Raw genomic sequence first — 23,061 nt, forward strand, 5'->3', positions numbered from 1 at the left:
GACACAGGGCTGTAACAAGGCGTGACTATTCTTAACACTGTAAGCAAGCAAGTTTAGTAACTCGCTCCTCACACCATCATCCTTTGTAGTTCCACCGCCACCGCGTCGGTGGATTTTTTTGGCTTTATGGTTGATTTTTTGTTCAATTTTTTAAAAAATGTACAGCCAGGGTGGCTGGGGGGGGTTGACAGGCGGAGGGAACTCATGCTATATTATTGACATATTTTTATATAATTGGATATTTGCAAAAATAAAAAAATGAATATATTTCCATTTTCTAAAATAATACCATAAGTCAACCCAAAAAGCAAGGGAACCCCCAAAACAGAAATTTTTTGTAACATTTCTTAATTTTTTGTCATAAAACTTAACATAATTCGGTTCCCACTGGTAAGGGGATATACTATTGTGTGAGCGCATAAATGGAGGAAAAACAACGGTTTACACACGCCCCTTAGCCCGTCTAATCGAACAGTTCCAGAGGCTGCCCGGTATTGGCCCCAAAACTGCCCAAAGACTTGCCCTTCATATTATCAAACGGCCAGAGGAAGAAGTACAGGCTTTAGCGAGGGCGTTGTTGGAAGCGAAAAAACAGGTAGGTTTGTGTCAGGTATGTTTTCACCTGTCAGCGGAACCTGTTTGCGAAATTTGCCGTAATCCGCAACGCGATCGCGAAACGATATGTGTAGTGAGCGACTCACGGGATGTAATTGCGTTAGAGAAGACCCGTGAATATAGAGGATTGTATCATGTTTTGGGGGGAGTAATTTCCCCGATGGATGGAATTGGACCAGAACAACTAACAGTTCAACCCCTAGTGAGGCGGGTTAGTCAACAACAGGTTAAGGAAGTGATTATCGCGGTTAACCCGAGTGTGGAAGGGGAAACGACGACATTATATTTAGGCCAATTACTGAAGCCTTTTACGAGGGTAACTCGTATTGCTTTCGGTTTACCTGTAGGTGGAGATTTAGAGTATGCTGATGAGGTGACGTTAGCGCGGGCGTTAGAAGGGAGACGGGAGTTAGATTAAATAAGTTCTGATTAGAGCAGCGATAAGAGAAAGGTATTGGATGTAGCTGTGACAGTTATCACCAGCCATAAGTGTTTTAACTCACCAAATTACATCTGTATAATCACTGATAGTGGGAGAGCAGATCACGGATCTAATCTGAGAAATGGAGGATGATAAAAGTGTCGAGTTCAAAACACGCTTATGTCTCCAGTCAAACTACTTCCCGGCGCACTCTCCGAAATCACTGCATCGGTAACTGAAACCAGAGCGCTAACTAAAGCCGATCGCTATGGTCTAATGGCAGCGGTACTAGATGAATCCTTAGAAAAAGAAGAACTACGAGCCATAGATCGCCTATTGTACTCAATTCGGCGGGGACGAGTCCGGCTAGTAGACGAAATATAAGTAACGGTATGAATAAATCGAGTCGATCAACAGAATGAACTCGACAGCCTTCTGTTTATCCCAGGAGAGTCCGCATAGCGCGGACTCTTTTTGTTCTGCGAAATCAGTAGCGGGGTACGGTATCATCAACGATTACAGAGTAAGCATCAATGCCCCCGGTAATATTTTTAACATTAGTAAAACCCTGTTGAATGAGCCACTGACCCATTTGGGCTGAACGTCTGCCATGATGACACATTACCCAAGTTTCCTTATGGAGGTCAAGTTCAGAGAAAATGGACTCTGACCACTGCTGATGTTCACTCAAGGGGTAATTGACAAAACCATCAATACTAGCGATCGCCAATTCTTGAGGTTCTCGAACATCAATAAGCTGCACCTCTTGGGTAGGCTTTTGTAGGTAATCAGCAACGGTCTTGACATCAATTTCAGGTAAGTAAAAAAATTGAACCGACATATAACTAAGGTATTTTTAGTTCCTGTATCAATTTCAATAATTATGGCAGATTCTGGAGAAGGTTGCCGAAAAGTTGTAGAGGCGGGCCCTGTAGGGGCGGGTGCGCGATCAGCCACAGCACACAGGATAGGACTGCTACACCCGCCCCGGTGCTAAAGCCAGCCACAGCACACAGGATAGGACTGCTACACCCGCCCCGGTGCTAAAGCCAGCCACAGCACACAGGATAAGACTGCTGCACCCGCCCCAAGCCACCACAGCACACAGGATAGGACTGCTACACCCGCCCCGGTGCTAAAGCCAGCCACAGCACACAGGATAGGACTGCTACACCCGCCCCGGTGCTAAAGCCAGCCACAGCACACAGGATAAGACTGCTGCACCCGCGTAGGGTGCTTCGCATCGGACAAGCTACGGGAAAAACTAGGATAGGGGCGGGTTATGAAGATTCTGGTGAAATAGAGGATGGATGGGAGAACCCGCCCCTACGGATGGTGATGGACGCGGAAAGATAACAGATTGCTAAAAAATAATAGTATATAGTATCAGGGTGATTGGGTAACTTTATAGGGGCGGGTTATGAAGACTCTGGTGAAATAGAGGATGGATGGGAGAACCCGCCCCTAGGGATGTGATGCACGCCCAAAGATAACAAATTGCTAAAAAACAATAGTATCAGGGTGATTGGGTAACTTTAGTTGAACCAATGGGGGACTCTGACGATAGATAATCGCGCCACTACAACCAGTAACAGGACCTTGAAACAAAAGACGCTGACCATCATCCGCTTCGACAAACATATTGCCAATACAGACCCTACCGCCGCGACTATCAACCTCGATTTGTAGACTCTTGAGAGTATGCAGATCGGTAATTGTCGCCTTGAGGAGGTGATCGCGTTTAACGACCCGCACTTCAATGGAATCAATACGGAAACTATAAGCATGACCATCGGAAGAGGAAAGATTTAGCTGCACTCCAGGGGGCAACCCTTGGACAAGATTGATAGCGCCTTGCTGGGATTTATGGACTGTCAAACGGTCTATGGGTGGCAGATCGGTAGGTAAAGCGTCTAAATCAATCCTCCAATCAGAGGCTTTGCGGTTAATCTCCTCCTGAATAGCGACAGCCCGCCTAGTGTCAACGTTGGCCGCATAATTTTGCTGTTTAATTTTATTAACAATCCAACGTTGTCGAGCAAACACCTTTAAATGCAGGTTTTCGGCTTGAACAAACTGCTCATAAAATCGTAAAGTCCGCACCAAATCGCCAATTCTTTCGAGGACTATGCCGACTTCGGGAACTGCTAGATAGGTTTTCCAATCGGAATTAGATAATACTTGGTCTATGAGGGTCATATAGCGAGAGCGAGCAATGCGGACCTGTTGTGGGGTCAAATTAGAGCGAGCCAGTTGTCGGATTAACTCAAACTGTAAGCTCTTGATTTCGGATGGAGAACACTCTTCTAAGGCGGCGATCGCATCAGACCATTGTCGGGAGCGCATCAAATATTCTACCCAGTCACGGTAGCGATTTTGTGCAAGTAAAGCGCGTCTAACACATTCGCCATATTTTAACCACTGGGCGGTGACGGGACGACCGGCGCGTTCCCATTCAGCAATAATGCGATCGCTATTTCCGGCTCGTTCCAAATAAGCCAAACCTTCTGGGAAGCCTAACACATCAGCTAGAGCAATATTATATTCCCGTCGGTCAGTAGACCCACAACGCTGCCAACAGCGGACTGCGCGCCGCAAGTTCTGAGCTCGATAGAAGCATTCTCCAGCAATATCTAGGAGACCATCATATTTGGCTTCGTCCAAGGCTTCCAATACATCACCAAATCTTTGCCACACAGGGAGAGATAATCGCTTTTCGGCCATCAAACGTTTGATTCTGCTGGCATATTCAGAAATGGCAGCTTTCCAGGGTTTGCGGTTGTGGTCCGGCGTGCGAGAACCGAGGTGGGGGTTATGAGAACTATACTGGGTACTGGCATTTGATCCTACATAATTGGATAAACTGACTGTTCCCGGGTCGGTAGTAGATTTTTGGGCTAGGGCTTCTTCTAAAAACAGGGTAAATGCAAGGACCACAGCTAAGGTTTTGGTGGGGGTTGCCATGAATTCTACTAGGGGACGTTCTGCTGGTCTTGATTCAGGGAATTGGTGATACCAGTTGAGTAGGGCTTGCCAACATAGACCATGCCAGAAACATTCCCAGGCTGCGTCATTTTCACCACGGCGATAGAACAATAGCCCGGCTTCTCGAAATCGGCGATCGAATCTCAGAGCCCAGGCTTCACATAGTAGGGCTTCTTGTTCCTTTCCGAGTTCGAGATAGAACTGTTTAGCCCGTCGCAGGGAAACTGGATCTTTCTGCATTCGGCCGTTTTCTTCAAATTCTTGGGCTTGTAATTCCCGGTGATCGAGATCGAGATTTTCGAGACTATCGCCCCAATTTAAACCGCCTATATAGCCGTACCAAATTTGGCGATCGTCTGATGCAGCTAAACATTGTTCTAGTTGGTATGCAGATTGGTGCAACGAGTCTGTGGTTGCATATTGCCAGAGGAGGCGGTCTCCAGCTTCTGTATCAATGACTATTAGGTTAGTGATTCCTCGACTGGCTGCTACATATAATTTATTGAAAAAATACTCTAATTCTAAGGGATGTTCTTGGTCTAAATTGATATAATCCCAAAGCGATCGCCCAAATTCCTTGGCAAACTGTTCGCCAAATTTATATAAAATTACTAGGGGGAATTCTAAGCCTTTAGCTTGAATGGCGCTTAACACATTTTTGGGGGGATTCGTTTCGCTGGCTAGGGGATATAAGGAGGATAAAAATTCATCGTTTTTAATATATTTTAGTTCGCCGTGGGCTTCACATGGTACAATGAAAATGGGCGATTTTTCGATGTGGCGTTTGAGGTCATTCACGGAAAAATTACGCTGACCAAAGATGAATTTTTGGGGATGACGAGCATTGGCGATCGGTTGCCATGCTTCCTGGGGTTTGAGTTGGGGAATTTTAAAAACTAGATGCCGCCATAGGTGAATTAAATTGGTCATTTTGACTATGGCTGGGCTGGATCTGTAATTAGATTCTAGTTCATAAAATGACATTCCTAGATTGAGTTTTTGGTCAGGATCTAGGTGAGAAATTACCTGATCAAAAAATGTGGCTTTGACGCTTTGCCAACGAAATCCGGTGGGGTTAAGGGTCTGAAATGGGTCCCCCGCAAAGGCAAAGGGTAAACTGGGAATGGGGGGATACATAACTGAGTCGGAAAATAGAGAGAGTTTGACGATTAGCAATAGTTCTAACTTGGTGAAATCCTGGGCTTCATCACAAAAAATGGCTGTATATTTGGGGAGGTTATCACCTTGGACTTGCAGGACTCGCCGGATTAAGTCTTGGTCATCCCAATAGCCACCATCATGGGTTAGTTTATAGTACCATGGCCATACCTGTCTATAAATGGCATCAAAGACTTCTGAGGAAATGGTTTTTTCTCGGCGAGGAACATCATCATAATCCTCTGGGGTCATGTATTCATCGTTTTGAGTGACGAGGCTATAGCCTTTGATAAATGTGCGGATAATATGCCAGCATAATTCGGGAGAGTAGCGTTTTTGGCGATGGGTACAGTGTTGGCGGAAGTCGTAGAAGGAGATATAGCGATCGCGATCAAATTTGTCGCTTTCTTCTGGGGGGAGTAAATTAATTAGAAAATCTTGGAAGGATTGAAAGCAAGAGTCTAAGGGGGGCATTTTCTCCAGATTACTGCTGTTTAGCATGAATTTAGAGTTAGTTATTAGGAGCTTGTTTACTCCTTGGCGGGCGCGAGTTAACAGACGTTCATTATAAGTTAAAAACAGTGGTTTAATGACTTTTTCGGGTAGTTTTTGAGCGTAAAGTTTGCGGTAGCGATCGCAGTATTCAGCAAACAAATAAACCAACATGGTTGATTTGCCACTCCCCGCGCGACCATTAATAAATAAGGGTAGAGAATTTTCCGAATCCGGGCTAGAAAGTTCATGTAAAATTCTTTCTTCTTCCACAGAAAGGGCTAAATTAATACCTGATTCGGCTTCGAGTTCTAGCCAAAGTGCTGGGTCTAGGACTAAATAATCGGGATAAGCGCGACGGGTATAACGGGAGAGAATATCAAATGTAATGGGTCTGGAAAAAATACCCTGGGGAAAGTCAAGAGTTAACAGACGGGTCTGTTGTAGCACCGCCTCAATATCGCCGGGCTGGGGTGGACTATCAAAACTGGCTACTAAGAACACTACCCGACGAGGTAAGCCGTCGGCTGTCTCTAAATGGCTATAGAGGACATAATTACTACTGTCTGGTTTACGGGTTAAGTATAAATTTGGCCAGGGAGTGTCCTGTTTTTCCTCCTGTCCTTCGACAATGGCTAGGACAATTTCACCATAACTCTGCCATTGGTCGCGAGTTTCCTGCTGCTGAAATTGTTTGACCCAGACCTCACCTTCACAAATAATGCGATCGTCTGTGTTGCGAGTCCAGGTAGGTCGTTGTAGCCAACCTTGATAGATTTCTGGTAAAAATTGTTGACGTAAAGGCCCTTTTTGTCTTTCTTTTTGGCCTTTGATACTATTTTCCAGATCAGTATAATCAACTAGAGGGTCTAAATGCTTTTTCCCGTAGTCTTCGGGGTTTTGCAGAAAAGACTCATATTCATTACCCCCCCTAGTCAAAACATCCAGTAAACACAATACTCGCTCATTCTTAAAAGGAAAGATTTTCCCCAGTAGTCTGAGATTACGGACAGGTCGCTTCAGATAGGGATAATTCCAGTTAAAATAGGCATGGACAGCAGAACTGCCCTGGGTCTGAATGGCTACTACTAATTCGGCAATCTGACCCTGAATACCAAATTGTTTGGCTTGCTGATCAAACCTGGGGGTAGTGTAAATATACATAGATCTTGCGGATTTCCAATTAACCCAGGGGGTGCAAACGAATTACACCAAATCTAACTAATTATACTTACAGATACCCACTAATTGTGTGATAATGGCTGTGTCAGTGTCCGAAACATTCCGGCTCAGGTCTAAGGTAATAGGCTGAAACCTAAGCAGGAGTATGGTTTCAGAAACTGCTGCGGCTTGTCTCGCGCTGAACATAAATTGGGCTGTGGGGGGTTTACTTAAATAATTGGGCTGACGCTTCCCTTTGGATGCACATAGTATCAATTAAAGATGTTCAGGGGGACTTAAATATGCAAAACTTGTTTTTTTGGGAACGACTGTTTTAATTAGGTTTTAGAATGCAATCAACTTACAACCAAAATTCTTTGCGGGAACAACAACACCCGTTAATTAGTAGATTGGCGAACAGTATTGAACGCCTGTGGGGTCAGTATTTGGATCTGCAACCCTATCATCTGCCTGATGATTTAGGATATATTGAGGGGCGATTAGAAGGGGAAAGGTTGACTATTGAAAATCGCTGCTATCAAACTCCACAGTTTCGTAAGATGCACTTGGAATTGGCTAAGGTGGGTAGTGGTTTGGATATTCTCCATTGCGTGATGTTTCCCCGCAGTTCCTATGCTCTGCCTATGTTTGGTACGGATTTGGTGGGGGGACGTGGTAGAATTGGGGCGGCGATTGTGGATTTGTCGCCCATGAATGGCGATCGCACTTTACCCGAAAATTATCACCGAGTCCTGCAAGAATTACCCCAAAATCAGTTTTCTCAACCCCGTGATATTCCCGCCTGGGGGGATATTTTTTCCGAGTTTTGTCTGTTTGTGCGTCCGGTGAATGAGCAGGAGGAGGACTTGTTTCTGAGTCGGGTTGAGACTTATATGGAACTACACTGTCAAAGTGCGATCGCTCAAACTCCAGTTTCCCCAGAGCAACAAATTCACATGATCAACGCACAACGGCACTACTGTCAACAACAACAGCAAAACGATAAGACCAGGCGCGTCCTCGAAAAAGCCTTTGGTGAGGAATGGGCAGAACGCTATATGACTACGGTTTTATTTGATACTCCTGAAACTGAGACCAGCCACAGTTAGGGGGTAAAATGAGTGTTACCACTCGAAGCAGTTTTACGGCGTTTAGACTTGTTGCGACCTGATGCTGGTAAGGGAGTTTTACCCTGACTTTCCGGGAGTTTCCGATTAGTACGGAACGTAACATTCATGCCTTCGTTAGATTGTTCTAACACCAATAGGGGAGTAGGTTTTGCTTTTTGGTCCCATTCAATATGGGCAATTCTCCCCTGAATTGTAGGTTGCCAAGTATCATGGTCATCCGAGGGACTCAAATAGGTTTCCAAGCAGTCAATAATCTGATTAATAGTCGTTGAAGTTGCTTGCGTAGGTAATTTCATCAACCTAATTTGTATCCGAAATAATACCCGTTTTTTGGTATTTTCAGGGTCTCCTGTTTCGTATTCAACATCAAAAATTGAATCGACTTGGCGACCTTGACCAGCATTACTTTTTTCTCCCACAGCCGCCTGTGTAGGTCGCAGAGCCACAGCGATTTGCTGTTTGACCTTCATCTTAATTTGAACAATGATGGCATAATGGAAAACATCCTCAGACATTCTCATCCTCAGATAATCAAGGTTAAATTCCCTTGAGTGAATTAAGTCTGGGTTTTTCTCCATTTTAGAAATAGTCGCCAAGGCTAATTTATATTTTTTATGGAGTTCTTTATTTCTAAAGGTCTCCATTTTCAACTGCTTGGCAAGACCTTTGTTTTTAGAGTTATAAATGACTGAGACTACAATCAGTATTATTAGCATCAAACCAGTAGCGCCCATCCACAACATTTCTGAGGTTACTTTATTACTCAGAGCAGTGGTAGGATTTTCGGAAGGAGTTTGTGCTAATATAGATTCAACGAAATTTGTACTATTATCCATCAGCAATCATCAATAAGGTTGACATACTCCCCCACGGGAATTTTACATTTAAATATTGACTATTTGAGCCGGGGGACAGGCATTTCTCGAAGGGATTTCGGAACTAGCAGTTTCCTGGACTTGAGCGAAGAAGTGACCAAACGCACCCCTTAGATCTACTCGTGATAGGTGATTAGTTCTGTTGGTCAAGTGTATTTCTCTAATTATACAAGCAGAAAAGCCACTCGTGGTGGTGAGAAACGGGGCCATCAATATACAAGCCCACCTAGCCACAAGTGCCCAAAAAGATGAAGTTAAATTAATTTTTAGATATATAGCGCTGATTGCTATTGGCATATATACACCCGATCGCAATTGTAGCGAAATTGAGCGGGTGAACTAAACACGCCACACCGCCAAGGCGGTTGGCGTTTCCACTATGATCACAGCAGTCCTGTATTAGTTCCCGGCTTCCCAGTGGCTAATTCAACTTTGACAATTTTTCCACCCATTTTCATAATCCGTTGCTGTTCCCGGAACCAGTTGTCATAGGGAACCAGCTTAGTGAAATAGGTATTTTGTAACTCACGCTGAGTGCGAATCCGTGTTTGGCTGGGAACGCAAGCTGTTACTTTGAAAACTCTCATGATTATCTTGCTCCTGAGTTAAGTCAGCAATTTTGACAGTATTTGACAGTAATATTTATCAAATGACTAAAGGCCGGGAGTCATAAGCCAATACTAGCTCGCTAAAACTTATCAACTGATACAGACAAGCCTTTGGCGGTCTAGCACTCACTTCAGACTTCCCTGGCCCTAAGTTTATAGGAATTGAAGAACCAAGATTGTAGTATTTCCAAAGGGGATGACTACATTCTAGCTTCCTCTGTGAGCAGTCTTAGCTCAAGCCAGAGCAGATGTAATCAAAGTAAATGCCCATTTCCTTACCAGCATCAGCACCAACTAAGCCAGCAGTAACTTCTTTCATAGCTTGGATAGCTTGAACGGTAGCGCCAATGGGTACACCCAAAGAGTTATAAGTTTCTTTCAGGCCATTGAGTACACGCTCATCCAGGATGGAAGGATCGCCAGCCAGCATAGCATAGGTAGCATAGCGGAGGTAGTAGTCCAGGTCACGGATGCAAGCAGCATAGCGACGAGTTGTGTACATATTACCACCGGGACGGGTGATATCGGAGTACAGCAGAGACTTAGCAACTGCTTCCTTAACGATGTTAGCTGCATTAGCGCTGATGGTGGTTGCGGCACGAACGCGCAGTTCACCAGTAGCGAAATAGGCTTTCAGTTTTTGGATAGCACTAGCATCCAGGTATTTACCTTGAACGTCAGAGGAGTTGATTACGGAAGTGATTGCGTCTTGCATGATGGTTTCGTTTGCTAATGGTCGCTTGATCTAGGAATTGTTTAGATGAATCTTGGTCGATTAATAAGAGATAATCGCCAGTGCTTATGACATTGCACCAATTAGGTAGTCGAAGTAAGCACCTGCTTCGGCTGCGTCTTCTCCAGACAGCAGGGAAGTGGCTACACTCTTCATAGCCCGTACACCTTCAGCTACTGCTTCGATGGGAGTACCAAGAGATTTGTACATTTCGCGAACACCTACAACCCCGATTTCTTCAATGGGGGTAACATCGCCAGCAACAATTCCGTAGGTGATCAGACGCAGGTAGTAGTCTAGATCCCGCAGGCAGGTGGCAGTCATTTCCTCACCGTAGGCATTTCCACCGGGAGAGACTACATCAGGACGTTTTTGGAAAAGTTGGTTTCCTGCTTCCTTGATGATGCGCTCACGAGCACCTGTCATGGTTTCAGCAATCCGAACCCGGCGTTCGCCAGAGGTAACAAAGGATTTGATCCGATCTAATTCACCAGGGCTCAGATAACGCGCTTCAGCGTCTGCATTGACGATGGATTTGGTAACGATACTCATTTTCTACCACAGGGTTTAGCTAATGTGTTCATGATGAAGCCTACGACTTTCGGTCAGCCCGGTGTCGTGGCTCCTCAGCTTTGGGAAGTACCATTTAACCTGCCACAGGTGGCGGTTAGGAGGCAACTTCTCCTGAGCAGGCAACTTTTGGCTATTACCAAGATTGCCGAGTCATTTATCGATCGCGATCGGGCGTATTTGATTATACGCCGCCACGAGTTTCGGGTGTCCCTATTTGGTCCCCCAAATGAAACCTCATGACATGACTACCTCGAAATGTATTTTGAGGCATTATGTTCACATTATTAGTATATTTGTAATAGTTTTTAACATTTCATGGGGAAAAACTTAATAATTCGGTACGAGGGACTGAGGTAGATGGCCAAATCCGGCGGTGATTTTCCCGATACTGGCTGAATATTCGGGTCATAATCTTGGCGATCGCTGTTGTAAAATGGCGTTAAAAGATTGTAACAATTCCGAAAGCTAGGACTCTCAATTAACTGATGACAGTGCTGAACTCCAACCCAATAACATTCAACCTCCGACTCATACCCAGGGGCTTACTAATCATGGCCTTAGCTGCCTTGCTAACATTTACCCTGGGAACTGGTCCAGCTTTAGCAAATATTGACGATGATAAGTTTGATGGCAACATTTTTGCTCTTTATGGCGGTAATGGGTCTCTGGTGCCGCCACGAGTTGAACTGTCCCAGTCTTTGAGACTCCATAAACCAGCATTGCTAGTTTTTTTCCTGGACGACAGCCGCGACTGCAAAGTATTTTCGACAACAGTATCGCAACTGCAAGAGTATTACGGAAGGGCTGCGGACTTTATCCCAGTTAATATTGATTCAATCCCCATGGACTCGTCCCTACCTCCCACGGAACCGGGTCATTACTATCGAGGATATGTTCCCCAAACAGTGATAATTGACCAATCAGGAGATGTCGTGTTAGATGAGGTAGGGCTAGTCGCCTATGAAAAGGTAGATGATGTATTCCGGGAAGTATTCGACTTATTACCCCGTGAGAAATCTGTAGAACTGCGACGCAAACCCGTTAATGAGATTAATAGTGAACTGGTAAAGGATAACTAACCAGGGGAGATGGTGGACAGTTGATAGCCAGTTGATAGCTGGTGGTCAACTGTTCGTTTTTTTTTGAGAAATACAAGGTTTTTGCCGAAAAAAATGTTATTATAGATACGAAAGTGAATTTAAAATCGGTTATTTTTCCTGCCTCTGTAGGGTTGTTATAGGGTGTACCCGTAAGCGTGTTTTCCCCAAGACTTAGTTTCAGAAATCTTATAGATGATGAGTAACGGAGTCGGGTGTGAGATTCCTGTTAAATTGCTTCAGGAAGACGAAGGAGGGAAACAATGAGCCAGAACCCTTGAGCGCGCGCCCTTGAGAAGTAGGGTATCAAAGGGAGTTAAATCATGGGATATCATAGGATTTTAGTAGCGCTAGATAGATCGAATCATAGCGAACTGGTTTTAGAGCAGGCGATGGAACTAGCGCAAAACAACTCAGCGGAACTAATGATTTTTCACCGTCTGGAGGTGAGCGAACCGGACCCCTATGGTTTTAGCGATCTTCATGCGACTAATATTGCTCGTTACTCGCGAATTATGCAGGATCGGCTAGAGAGTGAACTGGACCAGATCCGCAGTTGGCTAACAAGTTGCACTCGTCGTGCTACGGACCAGAATATCACTGCTGACTGGAATTGGAAAATGGGGGATGCGGGGCGGTGCATTTGTCAAATAGCCAAAGACTGGAATGCGGATCTAATCGTGGTAGGACGCAGGGGATACGAGGGGGTAATTGAGGCGTTGCTGGGAAGTGTGAGCAACTTTGTGGTTCATCGCGCCCCCTGTTCAGTTTTAGTAGTACAGAGTAGCGATCGCCATTAAGAAAACATTAAGATCAAACGAAATCAAATAGCGATCGCCCAATTTAGGGAACAGAGTCCCGGTAAGTTTAAACGGATCTATTTAGGTTTAGTTCTAACACTTACCGGGCCATTAACAGTAGTTTGACAAGCCAAGCGGTAGGTATCAGGTTTTTTCTTGAGCATTCGTTCTTCCACCGGAGTTTTAGGGGAGAGATTTTCCATACCCTCAACTACTTCCACAATACAAGTACCACATTGACCGTAGCCGCCACAGTTGAGGAGTTTTCCCTTTAAGGTATACAAATCAATCTGATTTTCCATCGCTTTGAGTCGGAGATTTGCGCCATCAGCGGCAATAACTTCGCGGTTTTCGTTGACAAAATTGATGTTAGCCATGATGAATTTTTGAATCTAGGAAGGTTAGGTTGACAGAGATTTTGTTGTTATCGGACAAGGCTTTGAGGAAAGGAAGTTTCCCAAAGTGTCTACCAAATAATCCGTTTTTGGGGAAACCGACATCCTTGGACAAGTGAATTGCAGTTAAGGTTGATCTTGAAGGATATTATCGGGGAGATTGCTAACAAATCGCCTCAATTGAGCCAGAGCGCGGTTATAACCAATAATTGCTCTGAGCAACTGGTTTTGGGCGCGAGTGAGGCTAGTTTCTTGGTTAATGACATCAGTTTGAGTACCGACACCAGCTTGGAAACGGAGTCTAGCCAATCGGAGAGCTTCTGTAGCCTCCTCAACGCCTAAGTTAGCAACTCCAATGTTCTCAAAACTAGCTTGTAGGTTAAAGAAGGCCTCTTCAATTTCTCGGCGGATCTGGTTGCGGGTTTGGGAAAAGCGTTCTTCAGCGATCGCTATACCAAGTTCCTGTTGTCTAGCCCTAGACCTAGCCGCACCCCCATCAAAGAAATTCCAACGTAGCTGTAGTTGAACATTATAACCATCAGCCCACCCCTGAGCCGCAAAGCGATTAGCGTCATCAGAAAGCTGTCCAAGAACGTTATAACTAGCGGAACCAGTTAAATTAGGTCGAGTTGCAGATAAAGCCTGTCTGCGTCTTTCTGCAGCTAGATTACGGTTAACTAACTGTGTTTCCAACTCGGGGCGATTCCTATAGGCGAGGATGATAGTTTCATTGAGGGTAAATTCCCAAGTTCCCGCCAAGGATATCGGGTCTGCTGCGACTAAATTGACATTTTGACTGACATTTAATAGGCTAGCGAGATTGCGCCGAGATGTTCTTTGGGTGCTAATAGCGCTAGTCAAATCCTGCTGGGTGCTGGCGAGGGTAACACGAGCCTGTAAAACCTCAAACCGAGTACCCACCCCAGCGCGTTCGAGGGCTTCTGCATCCTCCAAACTTTTTTGAGCATTGCGAACAGCGGCGCGCTGAATTTCGACTTCCGCATCGGAGGCTTGTAGGTTATAGTAGGTTTGGGCGACGCTAAGATAACTTTCTTCAATCACCCGTTCGAGTTCTAACTCTGCGGCTCGCAGTTGCTGTTCGGCTTCTCTAATTCGCGATCCTCTGGCTCCACTTAAACCAAAATCATATTGAATTTGCAGGGAGTTATCAAAGCTGGTAGATCCAAAGGGGATCTGAAAGGAGGTTGTGTCAACTTCACCTCTAGCGGCGGCTTGACGGCGTTGATTGCGAATCCGACGATTTTGGGCGCGGGTGGATATGGTGGCTCCTGCTGTTTCGGAACGGGTCAAGCTGGAGGTGAATGATAGGGAAGGGAACAGTTCTGCTTGAGCAACTCGCAACCCCGCGAGATTTTGCTCAACCTGGAGTTGTAGAACTTGGATTTCTGGGCTGTTGCGCCGCACCAAATCAAATGCTTGTTCTAGGGTAATCGGAACGGTTTCTTCGATTTCTACTTCCCCAGGTTGACTGGGAAAATGCAGGGGGTTAGTGCTGGGTAAAACTATTGAAGGTGGTTCAGTGCGTAAGGTTCCATCTGGATACCTTTGGGGGTATGGCTCGGTAGGGGGTGTCAAGTCAGGGATTTGAATTTCTGGTGTATCTACTTGGGACAGTTGTACTGGTGCTGTCAGATTATTTGCGATCGCAGATTGACCATGAGAATTGTTACTGATAGCCACTTCTTGTGAGGGGCTTTCGGAAGATACCTCTGTGGCGGAGTTTACATCAGTTGAGGGGGCGATCGCATCATGGTTAGGAGACTTAGCCTGATATTTTCCCGGCAAGTCTACTGATTCTAAGGCTAACCCATCATGGTTAGGAGACTTAGCCTCATATTTTCCCAGCAGGTTGGGGGGGGTTTCCATGAACCCGTCGTTACTCAAGGTTTCTCCAATGGTGTCATGGGAAGACAATTCTGGAGTCTGTGGGTCAATTTGACCAGCTACAAGGCTAGTGTCGTTAGGTTCATGGTCAGTAATGGGGGTTTGAGCAGTTGGTGAGGCTACAAATTTGGTTGGTTTTTGCTTGAGAGTTGATTCTTGAGTTAGAGGATGGTCAGATAAGCTATCCTGGGACTCAACAGGCGAAGGCACTGCTTCTCCCTGCCCAACATTGAACAACACAATTGCTCCACTCACTCCCACAGCCATCAAATAGCGAAGAACAGGCATAATTTTTTCAATATACTCAGTCTGCAAGTCCAGAACTCATTTTAAAGCAAGGTTGAAGTATTACTCGAAAATGCCCAATATTAATCGCCATTTTCGGGAATGATGGTAATTTTCACAGGCCTGGGGGCGTTGTCAGATGGGGCATTGAGGGGTGTTTTCATTAATGCGATCGCTTTTGCCAATCAAAATCTCCGTATTTTTACGGACATTTTAGCAGTGATTGGTGTTCACAATTCAAGAAATGTCCGAGAAATTACTGTTGGTGTTTCTGGGAATTTATCTTAACCTGAATATAGGGGCTGCCAATTAGTTAGCTGTCAGCCTGACTATTACAAAATTGCTCCATCCCACACCTGCTATGATGATGAAACCGATATCGTTCTCCGAAAAAAATTTACAGGATATCCCCCAACTGCTTCGTCAACTCCGGGGAGATTTAGAGTTGTCCCAAGCTGAACTGGCGGAATTTCTGGGTGTATCTGCACAAACTATTAACCGCTGGGAAAATGGACATTCTCAGCCTTCCGCCATCTCGATTAATTTGATGCAACATAAGTTAAGTTCTTTGGATTCTCTCAAAGATGTCAAAACTGTTAAGGCTAATTTATCACAGCCTAGTAATAGTCTACGACAGGCTGATGTAGCCCGCATTCTTAATGTTTCGTTTCAGCGAGTGCAGACTATTAGGAAGCGACATTACATAGAATTTACCTGGGATAATACTATTGATGCTTGGGTGACATCTCGGGAAGAAGTACAGCGCTATATTGACAATAAAGGGAAGCGTCGGAAACGAACAATTGATAATTAATGAATTGAGCACAGCCCTGGAGCCAAGGCCTACTTGGTCTCTAGTATTACCTGATAATATTCGAGGGGGGCTATGTTTGCGATTCGATTAAGCCTTGGGGAGGGGTGATTTCCAAACGGCGATTCTCTAAATCCACAACGGGGACGATATCCTTAACAAAGGGAATTAATACGGTTTTGGGTTGCTTTGCTTTGGTTTGGAAATGGCGCTTGCGACGTTTATTTTGGGGAATTTTCTCTAGTTTAGCTTGTCGTTCTGTATCGGCGGCGAGGTCTTCCTCGGTGGGGGTAAAATTTAACTGGACCTCTAACAAGTCATTTCCGGCGGGGATGACATCAATAACTGTACCGATCATGTCTTGGGTGTCTTGATTAAAGACTTCTAAGCCAATCAGGTCTAATACATAAAACTCATTATCGTCTAAATGGGGGCGATCGCCATATTGAATGAATAGGCGACTATCCCGCAAGGCTTCCGCTTGTTCGCGGGTCTCGACCCCTACCATTTCAATAGCATAGAGTCCTTTTCCAGGAATAAACCTCCCCCCCAGAAGTTCTACGGGTGATGGTTCATTTTGTCCGGGTTTTTGTAGCCAGCGGGTTCCGGGTTCGATAAATCTTTCCGGGAAGTCGGAATTTGGATATACCCGCATCTCGCCATCTAAACCCTGAGCAGCTACAATTTTACCAATTTCGATCCAATCAGACATTTGGCCAGTCTCCTGAACCCCGACACAACACATGATAAGATTTCAGCATTTTAACCAGCATTGGGTTAGTAACTTATGACGCGGAGTTCTCGACAAGTTCCCATTTTCTCCCTACCGGGGGGAACTATCAAGCATCGTATCCCACAACAACAAGCTAGTTTAGCTGTCATTCCTATTTTACTATCTTTGGGTACGACTACAATTTTTGTGGAACCTCTACAGTGGGACGGGTCTAGGTCGAGTTCCCACATTGTAGCTCAGGCGGTAACTGAGTCGGACTGGGAATTGCGCGATCGTGTTCAAACTGAGGTAGATAGTTCTTTTCGCCGCACTCTGGTTTTATTGAATTTAGTGCTAGTTTTCCTATTTTTGCTCCCAACTATTGCGGGGGTGGGAGTCTGGTTTTTGCTGGCTAAGTTGACGGATCAAGTATTTATTGTTCAGCAAGAAATTGAGAGCCTGAAAGCTGATGCTATTGGTCAAATTGAAGACAGTATTAATGAGGCGAGAAATACTCTCTATCAATTGGAACAAAATACTACTAAGGCTGATGAAGCTATCGAGAGTCTCAAGGTGCAAACTATGATTCAAGTCCCTGAGTCGGAGACTGAGGATTCCCTAGTCTCGCAAGTCTCGGAGACTACCCAAAACACGATCGCTAATAATTCCGCTGGGATATCTGATGATTCTAATTCTCAGACTCCTGAGACGGCTGAGACTTCTGAGACGGCTGAGACGGCTGAGACGGCTGAGACTTCTGAGACTTCTGAGGATAAGGAAAAAGAACCAGAAACGCCTAGTCGCGATCGCATCATAGCTGAGGCTCATGAGCTGGCTAAACAGGCAGAAAAGTTATTTTTGTCAAATCAATTAGAATCGGCTGTGGCAGCTTATAATCAGGCGTTAAAACTTGAGCCTAATTTGGCGGAAGTTTGGAATAATCGAGGGGTGGTGTTAACCAAACTCAAGCGCTATCAAGAGGCGATCGCTTCCTATGAAAAAGCCATCCAAATTCGCACAGATTATCCTGATGCTTGGAGTAATCGTGGGGTGGCTTTAGGGAAACTTAATTATTATCAAGCCGCGATTTTTTCCTATGACCGGGCGATCGCTTTAAAACCTGATTATTTAGATGCTTGGAATAATCGCGGTCAAGCCTTGATGAATTTGGAACAGTATGACGAGGCGATCGCTTCTTATAATCAGGCTGCTAAAATTCGTCCTCATTTTTATAAAATCTGGTACAATAAGGCTCGTTGCTATGCCCTCAAGGGGAATCGAGAATTGGCGATCGAAAACCTTAAACGCGCCATGCGGATTAACCCAGATGCCGTGCAAAAGTTTGCTCAACAAGAACCTGATTTTGCGGGCATTTGTCAGGAACAAAAATTTCAAAAATTGCTGAATACTAAATAATTAAATTTAGGTATTGGGAGGGTTACATACCATGATAAATTTGACTAAAGCCTATCTATATATGGTGGCAGGATTGCTATTATTGATGGGTGGTTCGGGGGTATCATCCGCAGCTATACCGTCAGAAATTCAGGAGATAAACCCGACAGAAATCTGGGCGCAAAATCCCTCTTTTATTAACCGTTATTCGGCGACTCAACGCTCTTTAATCCAGAAAGAAGTTAACCATACCAGGAAACGGTTAAATCCTTTTTTGAATACATGGATATTGATAGCTGTGTTAATTCCTAGTACCATATCAATCACAATTTTGGTCTGGTTTTTTCGACAAGCGCAACAGGTTCAAGCCTGTTGCCAAAACCTAGAAGCCTATAAAGAAGAAATCCTGGAACAGATTAGATATATGACCGAAAATGCTCAGGATATTATTGATGAACTTGATGCTAATGTCAATATTAGCGAGGTACAAATAGAGGTAATTGCATCCCAGATTCAATCTTTATCTATTGAGGATGAAAAAAACTCTGGTTTTACTGTAGAAACGGAACATTTAGAAGTTCAATAATCATGAAACGCTATCGATTAATAATCTTGATGTGTTTAATGATTGTGATTGCCATTGGCTGGTTTAGTAAATTTTATAGCGGGCCGTTTGATGGGTGGATTAACGATTCCGTATCCTCGATATTTTATGAGATGTTTTGGGTGTGGTTAGTGGTATTAATCTGGCCGCATCTTTCCCCCATATCCGTAGCGGTGGGGGTATTTATTGTTACCTCAATTTTGGAATTTATGCAATTGTGGAATCCGCCCATTTTGGCGATGATGCGATCGCATATTATCGGTAAACTCCTATTAGGAACTACCTTTGATTGGTGGGACTTTCTTTATTATGCTATAGGTTGTATCTTGGCGGCTTTAGTATTAATTACTGTCCGAAATAAGATCGGACTACCAAATCATCAATAATACTATCAAGATTTGCCTACAAAATTTCTGCTCAATAGAGATTTTCTTAATCTTTTTTTAAGTTCAATACCTTGACCTATCCCATATAATACGGTCAAGTAAGCAACCAAGTTAGGGCGATCGCCTGGTAAGCTAGTAGGGACAATTGTTGAAGAGGTTTATAACTTGACTATGAAAGTTGCTGTTTTTGGTAGCCAGCCCTACGATACTAAATTCTTTGATGCGGCTAATGCCCAAGGAGGAAGTCCCCATGAGTTAGTTTACTTTGAAACCAGGTTAAGGGCGAAAACCGCCTCCTTAGCCGCTGGTTTTCCGGTTGTTTGCGTTTTTGTGAATGATGAAGTAGATGCCACCACCCTAAAAACCTTAGCAACCAATGGCACTAAATTAATAGCCCTGCGCTGTGCTGGATTTAATAATGTTGACCTGAAAACAGCAGAAGAAGTAGGTATTTCTGTAGTTAGGGTTCCAGCTTATTCACCATATTCAGTAGCTGAACATACTGTGGGTTTAATCCTTACATTAAACCGGAAACTGCACAAAGCCTATAACCGAGTCCGGGAAGATAACTTTACCCTGAATGGTTTACTAGGTTTTGACCTACATGGTACTACCGTTGGCGTGATTGGCACTGGCAAAATCGGGATGATTTTCGCTCAGATTATGCACGGTTTTGGCTGTCATCTTTTGGGTTATGATGCCTACCCTAACGATGATTTTATCAAGTTAGGAGATGCCCGATATGTAGATTTGCCGGAACTGTTTTCACAGTCAGATATTATCTCTCTGCACTGTCCCTTATTACCAGAAACCCATCACATTATTAACCAAAATGCGATCGCTCAAATGAAGCGAGGGGTCATGTTAATCAACACCAGTCGCGGACCTCTGGTTGATACAGTTTCTGTCATTGAAGGGATAAAATCCGGGATAATTGGCTACTTGGGAATTGATGTGTATGAACAAGAGGAAACACTTTTCTTTGAAGATTGGTCCGATGAAATTATCCAAGATGATACATTTCAGCTACTCCAATCTTTCCAGAATGTTGTGATTACAGGTCATCAGGCATTTTTTACCCAAAATGCCCTAACTGCCATTGCCGAAACCACCATGGCGAATATTAGTGAATTTGAGGAAGGCAAACCACTAACCAATCCGGTTAAACTACCTCATTAACCATCAAACCATCTTAATCAATTAAGGAGAAATTAATGTACATTGACGAAATTATTGCTGGCGAGATTCTTGATTCTCGTGGGAACCCCACCGTGGAAGCCGAAGTAATTTTAGAGGACGGAACCCGTGGGAGTGCCTTAGTTCCCTCTGGCGCTTCAACGGGAGAAAAAGAAGCAGCAGAATTACGAGACGGCGACCCGAAACGCTATGGCGGCAAAGGGGTTCTAAAAGCCGTTGAAAATGTCAATAATCGTATAGCCCCGGCTTTAGTTGGTATGGATGTCACCCAACAGCGGTTAATTGATTTAACCATGATTGAACTGGACGGCACACCCAACAAATCCCAAATGGGGGCTAATGCAATTTTAGCGGTTTCCTTAGCCGTAGCGCGCGCGGCTGCTAATTACTTAGGAATTCCCCTATATAGGTATTTAGGGGGCAGCAACGCTTGTGTATTGCCCGTTCCTTGCATGAATGTAATTAACGGTGGGGTTCACGCCGACAATACTGTTGATTTCCAGGAGTTTATGATTGCTCCCCATAATGCCCCCAATTTTGCGGAATCTATCCGTATGGGTGTGGAAACTTTCCATAGTCTTAAATCGCTGTTGAAAAAGAAAGGATTAAGCACTGGAATTGGCGACGAGGGTGGATTTGCGCCTAACTTAAAATCTAATGATGAGGCGGTTGAGTGTATTTTAGAGGCGATTACGGCGGCGGGATATAAGCCAGGTGAGGATATTTCCATCTGTCTCGACCCAGCCACTTCGGAATTGTGGAAAGATGGTAAATATCTGTTTTTCAAATCAGATCAATCTACTAAGACTCCTGAAGAAATGGCGGAATTGTGGAAAAGTTGGGCTAATCAATACCCGATTATTTCCATAGAAGATGGTATGGGAGAAAATGATTGGGATGGTTGGAAAGTGCTAACTAATTCCATTGGTGATAAGGTGGAACTGGTGGGGGATGATTTATTCTGTACTAACCCGGCTATTTTGGCAGAGGGTATTCAAGCCGGAATTGCTAATTCAATTCTGATTAAGGTTAACCAAATTGGGACTTTAACGGAAACTTTAGATACAATTGAGTTGGCGAAAAAACATAATTACAAGTGCTTTGTGTCCCACCGTTCAGGAGAAACGGAAGATACTACTATCTCGGATTTGGTGGTGGCAACTTGCACAGGTAAAATCAAAACTGGTTCGGGTTGTCGCGGTGAACGGACGGCTAAATTTAACCAACTGCTACGCATTGAGCGAGACTTAGGAAAGGCTGCTAAGTTCGCGGGTCGTGCTGCCTTTGTGTAAGGTATAATTAAGTAAGGCGAAATCGGTGGAGACCAGGGGTTGACTGTCTCCACTGTTCGCTATTTTTCAGAGGCGGAATTTTTTTGGGTTAATCGGACAAATAAGACTTGGACGGTTAAGGCTAATAAACCCAAAGAGGCGATGGTAAATATTCCGGTAACTAAGGCAGCACCCCCAATTACTAAGGTGCGAATGGCTATGGAAATTTGCAGGGCGGTTCGATTATCGGAATAGATGTTTTGGTTGGCAAAAGTGTGAGCGATCGCTGCAGTTAAGGAATACATGGCGATCGCAAAACCCCCAGAAAGCAATCCTCCCATCAGCACCTGAAAGGGGTTGACTGATGATAAATCCGGCGATAAGTCACGGCGAGACTGGTCGCCGGAATCAGAAGTAGAAATTGATGATTTTTCAGGCAGATCAGACATAATTGATGAACTCTCAAAAAATAGGCAAGTTTAAGATTCAGCCAAATGAATACCTGTGGAGACAAATTTAGTAGTCCACAATAATAAATTCTGATTAGCGATTTGATTTTGGACAGCATCGGAAACCCGGTCAGCTTCCGCCTGACTCTCCACTAAAGCGAATACGGTCGGACCGGAACCAGACATCATCGCGCCCAAAACTCCTTGGGCGATAAAGGCATCTCGCAGGTCTGCGACTTGGGGATATTCAGGTAAAGCGACTTTCTCTAAATCATTGTGCAACAACTGACCAATTTTAGCCCCATCACGTTTCATAATAGCTGCTACCATAGGTCCTGAATGCACCCGTTGCTGACGACTTTTCAGATCATCGGCTTCAGAAATGTATGAACTGCTGAACTGCTGGCGGTAGGTTTGATAAGCCCAAGGGGTGGATATAGCGATATTACGGAACTTAGCGAGGACCACATATAAGTTATCTAAATTCAGCAAGGGTGATAGTACCTCTCCCCGTCCGGTAGCTAGGGCTGTTCCGCCACTGATACAGAAGGGAACATCAGAACCAATTTCAGCGCCTAGGGTTTGTAGTTCATCTTGGGTTAAACCGAGATCCCAGATTAAATCTAAACCGACCAACACCGCCGCCGCATTGCTGGAACCGCCCGCGAGTCCGGCGGCTACGGGTATTCGTTTGTGAATTTCGATTTCGATACCGCCATAACGCGCCATCATATCGGGGAATTGTTTAACCATCAAGGCTGCTGCGCGATAGGCGAGGTTACTATGGTCGTTGGGGAGGCTAGGGTCGTTGGAGCGAATGGTAATGGCATCTATACCAATAGGGTTAATGGTAATGCGATCGCTTAAACTGATAGTTTGCAGGACCATAGCGAGTTCGTGGAAACCATCGGGGCGCGATCCGATAATTTCTAAATACAAATTAATCTTGGCGGGAGCAATTAAGGTGACAGAACGCATTAGTAGTAGTGTAAGGTAACACAAG

25 protein-coding genes are annotated in these 23,061 nt (G+C 44.6%); 13 read left to right on the forward strand and 12 right to left on the reverse strand.

Going from position 1 to position 23,061, the window contains the following annotated elements:
* The first annotated feature begins 484 nt into the window (after positions 1 to 484).
* The gene (recR, locus tag NLZ44_RS10020; RefSeq protein WP_460212202.1) at positions 485 to 1,033 is read left to right on the forward strand and encodes a recombination mediator RecR; all 549 of its coding nucleotides are present in this window, start codon (positions 485 to 487) and stop codon (positions 1,031 to 1,033) included.
* Between the two features lie 183 nt (positions 1,034 to 1,216).
* Entirely contained in the window at positions 1,217 to 1,420 is a 204-nt protein-coding gene (locus tag NLZ44_RS10025) for a hypothetical protein (protein ID WP_006667940.1), read from the forward strand.
* A 103-nt stretch (positions 1,421 to 1,523) separates the two neighbouring features.
* On the opposite strand, the gene NLZ44_RS10030 is transcribed toward NLZ44_RS10025, so the two are convergent.
* The 3 genes from NLZ44_RS10030 to NLZ44_RS10040 all read right to left on the reverse strand — a co-directional run bounded on the left by NLZ44_RS10030 (position 1,524) and on the right by NLZ44_RS10040 (position 6,835).
* A complete protein-coding gene (locus NLZ44_RS10030) occupies positions 1,524 to 1,877 on the reverse strand; it encodes a rhodanese-like domain-containing protein (RefSeq protein WP_006621712.1) in 354 nt (117 codons plus the stop codon).
* Between the two features lie 185 nt (positions 1,878 to 2,062).
* Positions 2,063 to 2,185, reverse strand: coding sequence for a hypothetical protein (locus NLZ44_RS10035; RefSeq protein WP_008056966.1), 123 nt, complete (start codon positions 2,183 to 2,185; stop codon positions 2,063 to 2,065).
* 351 nt (positions 2,186 to 2,536) lie between these two features.
* Positions 2,537 to 6,835, reverse strand: a complete 4,299-nt coding sequence (locus tag NLZ44_RS10040) for a DEAD/DEAH box helicase (protein ID WP_493752671.1) — start codon at positions 6,833 to 6,835, stop codon at positions 2,537 to 2,539.
* A 347-nt stretch (positions 6,836 to 7,182) separates the two neighbouring features.
* Between NLZ44_RS10040 and NLZ44_RS10045 the strand changes: the two genes are divergently transcribed.
* Complete coding sequence (locus NLZ44_RS10045; RefSeq protein WP_493752672.1) at positions 7,183 to 7,941, forward strand: phycocyanobilin:ferredoxin oxidoreductase; 759 nt, start codon at positions 7,183 to 7,185, stop codon at positions 7,939 to 7,941.
* Here the strand turns inward: NLZ44_RS10045 and NLZ44_RS10050 are convergent.
* From NLZ44_RS10050 to apcA, 4 genes are all read right to left on the reverse strand, one after another.
* Positions 7,938 to 8,798: a hypothetical protein gene (locus NLZ44_RS10050; RefSeq protein WP_493752673.1), complete on the reverse strand. Its 861-nt coding sequence runs from the start codon at positions 8,796 to 8,798 to the stop codon at positions 7,938 to 7,940. The genes NLZ44_RS10045 and NLZ44_RS10050 overlap by 4 nt on opposite strands.
* 422 nt (positions 8,799 to 9,220) lie before the next feature.
* Positions 9,221 to 9,424 carry a phycobilisome linker polypeptide gene (locus tag NLZ44_RS10055; RefSeq protein ID WP_006621706.1) on the reverse strand — a complete coding sequence of 68 codons (204 nt, stop codon included), beginning with the start codon at positions 9,422 to 9,424 and terminating at the stop codon, positions 9,221 to 9,223.
* 250 nt (positions 9,425 to 9,674) lie between these two features.
* Positions 9,675 to 10,160 (reverse strand): allophycocyanin subunit beta, encoded by a 486-nt coding sequence (gene apcB / locus NLZ44_RS10060; RefSeq protein WP_006617275.1) that lies wholly within the window; start codon positions 10,158 to 10,160, stop codon positions 9,675 to 9,677.
* Between the two features lie 84 nt (positions 10,161 to 10,244).
* Positions 10,245 to 10,730, reverse strand: coding sequence for an allophycocyanin subunit alpha (gene apcA, locus NLZ44_RS10065; protein WP_006617276.1), 486 nt, complete (start codon positions 10,728 to 10,730; stop codon positions 10,245 to 10,247).
* 30 nt (positions 10,731 to 10,760) lie between these two features.
* On the opposite strand from apcA, the gene NLZ44_RS10070 reads away from it, so the two are divergent.
* The 3 genes from NLZ44_RS10070 to NLZ44_RS10080 all read left to right on the forward strand — a co-directional run bounded on the left by NLZ44_RS10070 (position 10,761) and on the right by NLZ44_RS10080 (position 12,648).
* Positions 10,761 to 10,991 carry a hypothetical protein gene (locus NLZ44_RS10070; RefSeq protein WP_111890754.1) on the forward strand — a complete coding sequence of 77 codons (231 nt, stop codon included), beginning with the start codon at positions 10,761 to 10,763 and terminating at the stop codon, positions 10,989 to 10,991.
* A 311-nt stretch (positions 10,992 to 11,302) separates the two neighbouring features.
* A complete protein-coding gene (locus NLZ44_RS10075) occupies positions 11,303 to 11,830 on the forward strand; it encodes a thylakoid membrane photosystem I accumulation factor (RefSeq protein ID WP_493752674.1) in 528 nt (175 codons plus the stop codon).
* Positions 11,831 to 12,171: 341 nt separating this feature from the next.
* Positions 12,172 to 12,648: a universal stress protein gene (locus NLZ44_RS10080; protein WP_493752675.1), complete on the forward strand. Its 477-nt coding sequence runs from the start codon at positions 12,172 to 12,174 to the stop codon at positions 12,646 to 12,648.
* Positions 12,649 to 12,725: 77 nt separating this feature from the next.
* Here NLZ44_RS10080 and NLZ44_RS10085 read toward each other — a convergent pair whose 3' ends face one another.
* Positions 12,726 to 13,025, reverse strand: a complete 300-nt coding sequence (locus tag NLZ44_RS10085) for a 2Fe-2S iron-sulfur cluster-binding protein (RefSeq protein ID WP_006620154.1) — start codon at positions 13,023 to 13,025, stop codon at positions 12,726 to 12,728.
* A 144-nt stretch (positions 13,026 to 13,169) separates the two neighbouring features.
* Positions 13,170 to 15,236 carry a TolC family protein gene (locus NLZ44_RS10090; RefSeq protein WP_006621231.1) on the reverse strand — a complete coding sequence of 689 codons (2,067 nt, stop codon included), beginning with the start codon at positions 15,234 to 15,236 and terminating at the stop codon, positions 13,170 to 13,172.
* Between the two features lie 99 nt (positions 15,237 to 15,335).
* Here NLZ44_RS10090 and NLZ44_RS10095 point away from each other — a divergent pair, with 99 nt between their 5' ends.
* Both NLZ44_RS10095 and NLZ44_RS10100 read left to right on the forward strand, forming a co-directional pair.
* The gene (locus NLZ44_RS10095) at positions 15,336 to 15,521 is read left to right on the forward strand and encodes a hypothetical protein (protein ID WP_006669854.1); all 186 of its coding nucleotides are present in this window, start codon (positions 15,336 to 15,338) and stop codon (positions 15,519 to 15,521) included.
* 73 nt (positions 15,522 to 15,594) lie between these two features.
* A complete protein-coding gene (locus NLZ44_RS10100) occupies positions 15,595 to 16,047 on the forward strand; it encodes a helix-turn-helix domain-containing protein (RefSeq protein ID WP_006621233.1) in 453 nt (150 codons plus the stop codon).
* Positions 16,048 to 16,117: 70 nt separating this feature from the next.
* On the opposite strand, the gene rimM is transcribed toward NLZ44_RS10100, so the two are convergent.
* Positions 16,118 to 16,756 (reverse strand): ribosome maturation factor RimM, encoded by a 639-nt coding sequence (gene rimM, locus NLZ44_RS10105; RefSeq protein ID WP_493752676.1) that lies wholly within the window; start codon positions 16,754 to 16,756, stop codon positions 16,118 to 16,120.
* A 75-nt stretch (positions 16,757 to 16,831) separates the two neighbouring features.
* Between rimM and NLZ44_RS10110 the strand changes: the two genes are divergently transcribed.
* From NLZ44_RS10110 to eno, 5 genes are all read left to right on the forward strand, one after another.
* A complete protein-coding gene (locus tag NLZ44_RS10110) occupies positions 16,832 to 18,172 on the forward strand; it encodes a tetratricopeptide repeat protein (protein WP_493752677.1) in 1,341 nt (446 codons plus the stop codon).
* Positions 18,173 to 18,203: 31 nt separating this feature from the next.
* Positions 18,204 to 18,737 (forward strand): hypothetical protein, encoded by a 534-nt coding sequence (locus NLZ44_RS10115; RefSeq protein WP_493752678.1) that lies wholly within the window; start codon positions 18,204 to 18,206, stop codon positions 18,735 to 18,737.
* A 2-nt stretch (positions 18,738 to 18,739) separates the two neighbouring features.
* The gene (locus tag NLZ44_RS10120; RefSeq protein ID WP_493752679.1) at positions 18,740 to 19,141 is read left to right on the forward strand and encodes a ribosomal maturation YjgA family protein; all 402 of its coding nucleotides are present in this window, start codon (positions 18,740 to 18,742) and stop codon (positions 19,139 to 19,141) included.
* Positions 19,142 to 19,312: 171 nt separating this feature from the next.
* Positions 19,313 to 20,320, forward strand: a complete 1,008-nt coding sequence (locus NLZ44_RS10125; RefSeq protein WP_493752680.1) for a 2-hydroxyacid dehydrogenase — start codon at positions 19,313 to 19,315, stop codon at positions 20,318 to 20,320.
* A 35-nt stretch (positions 20,321 to 20,355) separates the two neighbouring features.
* Positions 20,356 to 21,630: a phosphopyruvate hydratase gene (gene eno / locus NLZ44_RS10130; RefSeq protein WP_006621239.1), complete on the forward strand. Its 1,275-nt coding sequence runs from the start codon at positions 20,356 to 20,358 to the stop codon at positions 21,628 to 21,630.
* A gap of 59 nt (positions 21,631 to 21,689) precedes the next feature.
* Here eno and NLZ44_RS10135 read toward each other — a convergent pair whose 3' ends face one another.
* Both NLZ44_RS10135 and ispE read right to left on the reverse strand, forming a co-directional pair.
* Positions 21,690 to 22,058: a DUF3082 domain-containing protein gene (locus NLZ44_RS10135; protein ID WP_315641916.1), complete on the reverse strand. Its 369-nt coding sequence runs from the start codon at positions 22,056 to 22,058 to the stop codon at positions 21,690 to 21,692.
* Positions 22,059 to 22,088: 30 nt separating this feature from the next.
* Positions 22,089 to 23,036 (reverse strand): 4-(cytidine 5'-diphospho)-2-C-methyl-D-erythritol kinase, encoded by a 948-nt coding sequence (gene ispE / locus NLZ44_RS10140; RefSeq protein ID WP_111891970.1) that lies wholly within the window; start codon positions 23,034 to 23,036, stop codon positions 22,089 to 22,091.
* Positions 23,037 to 23,061 lie beyond the last annotated feature (25 nt).

Source organism: Arthrospira sp. PCC 9901 (assembly GCF_059013425.1).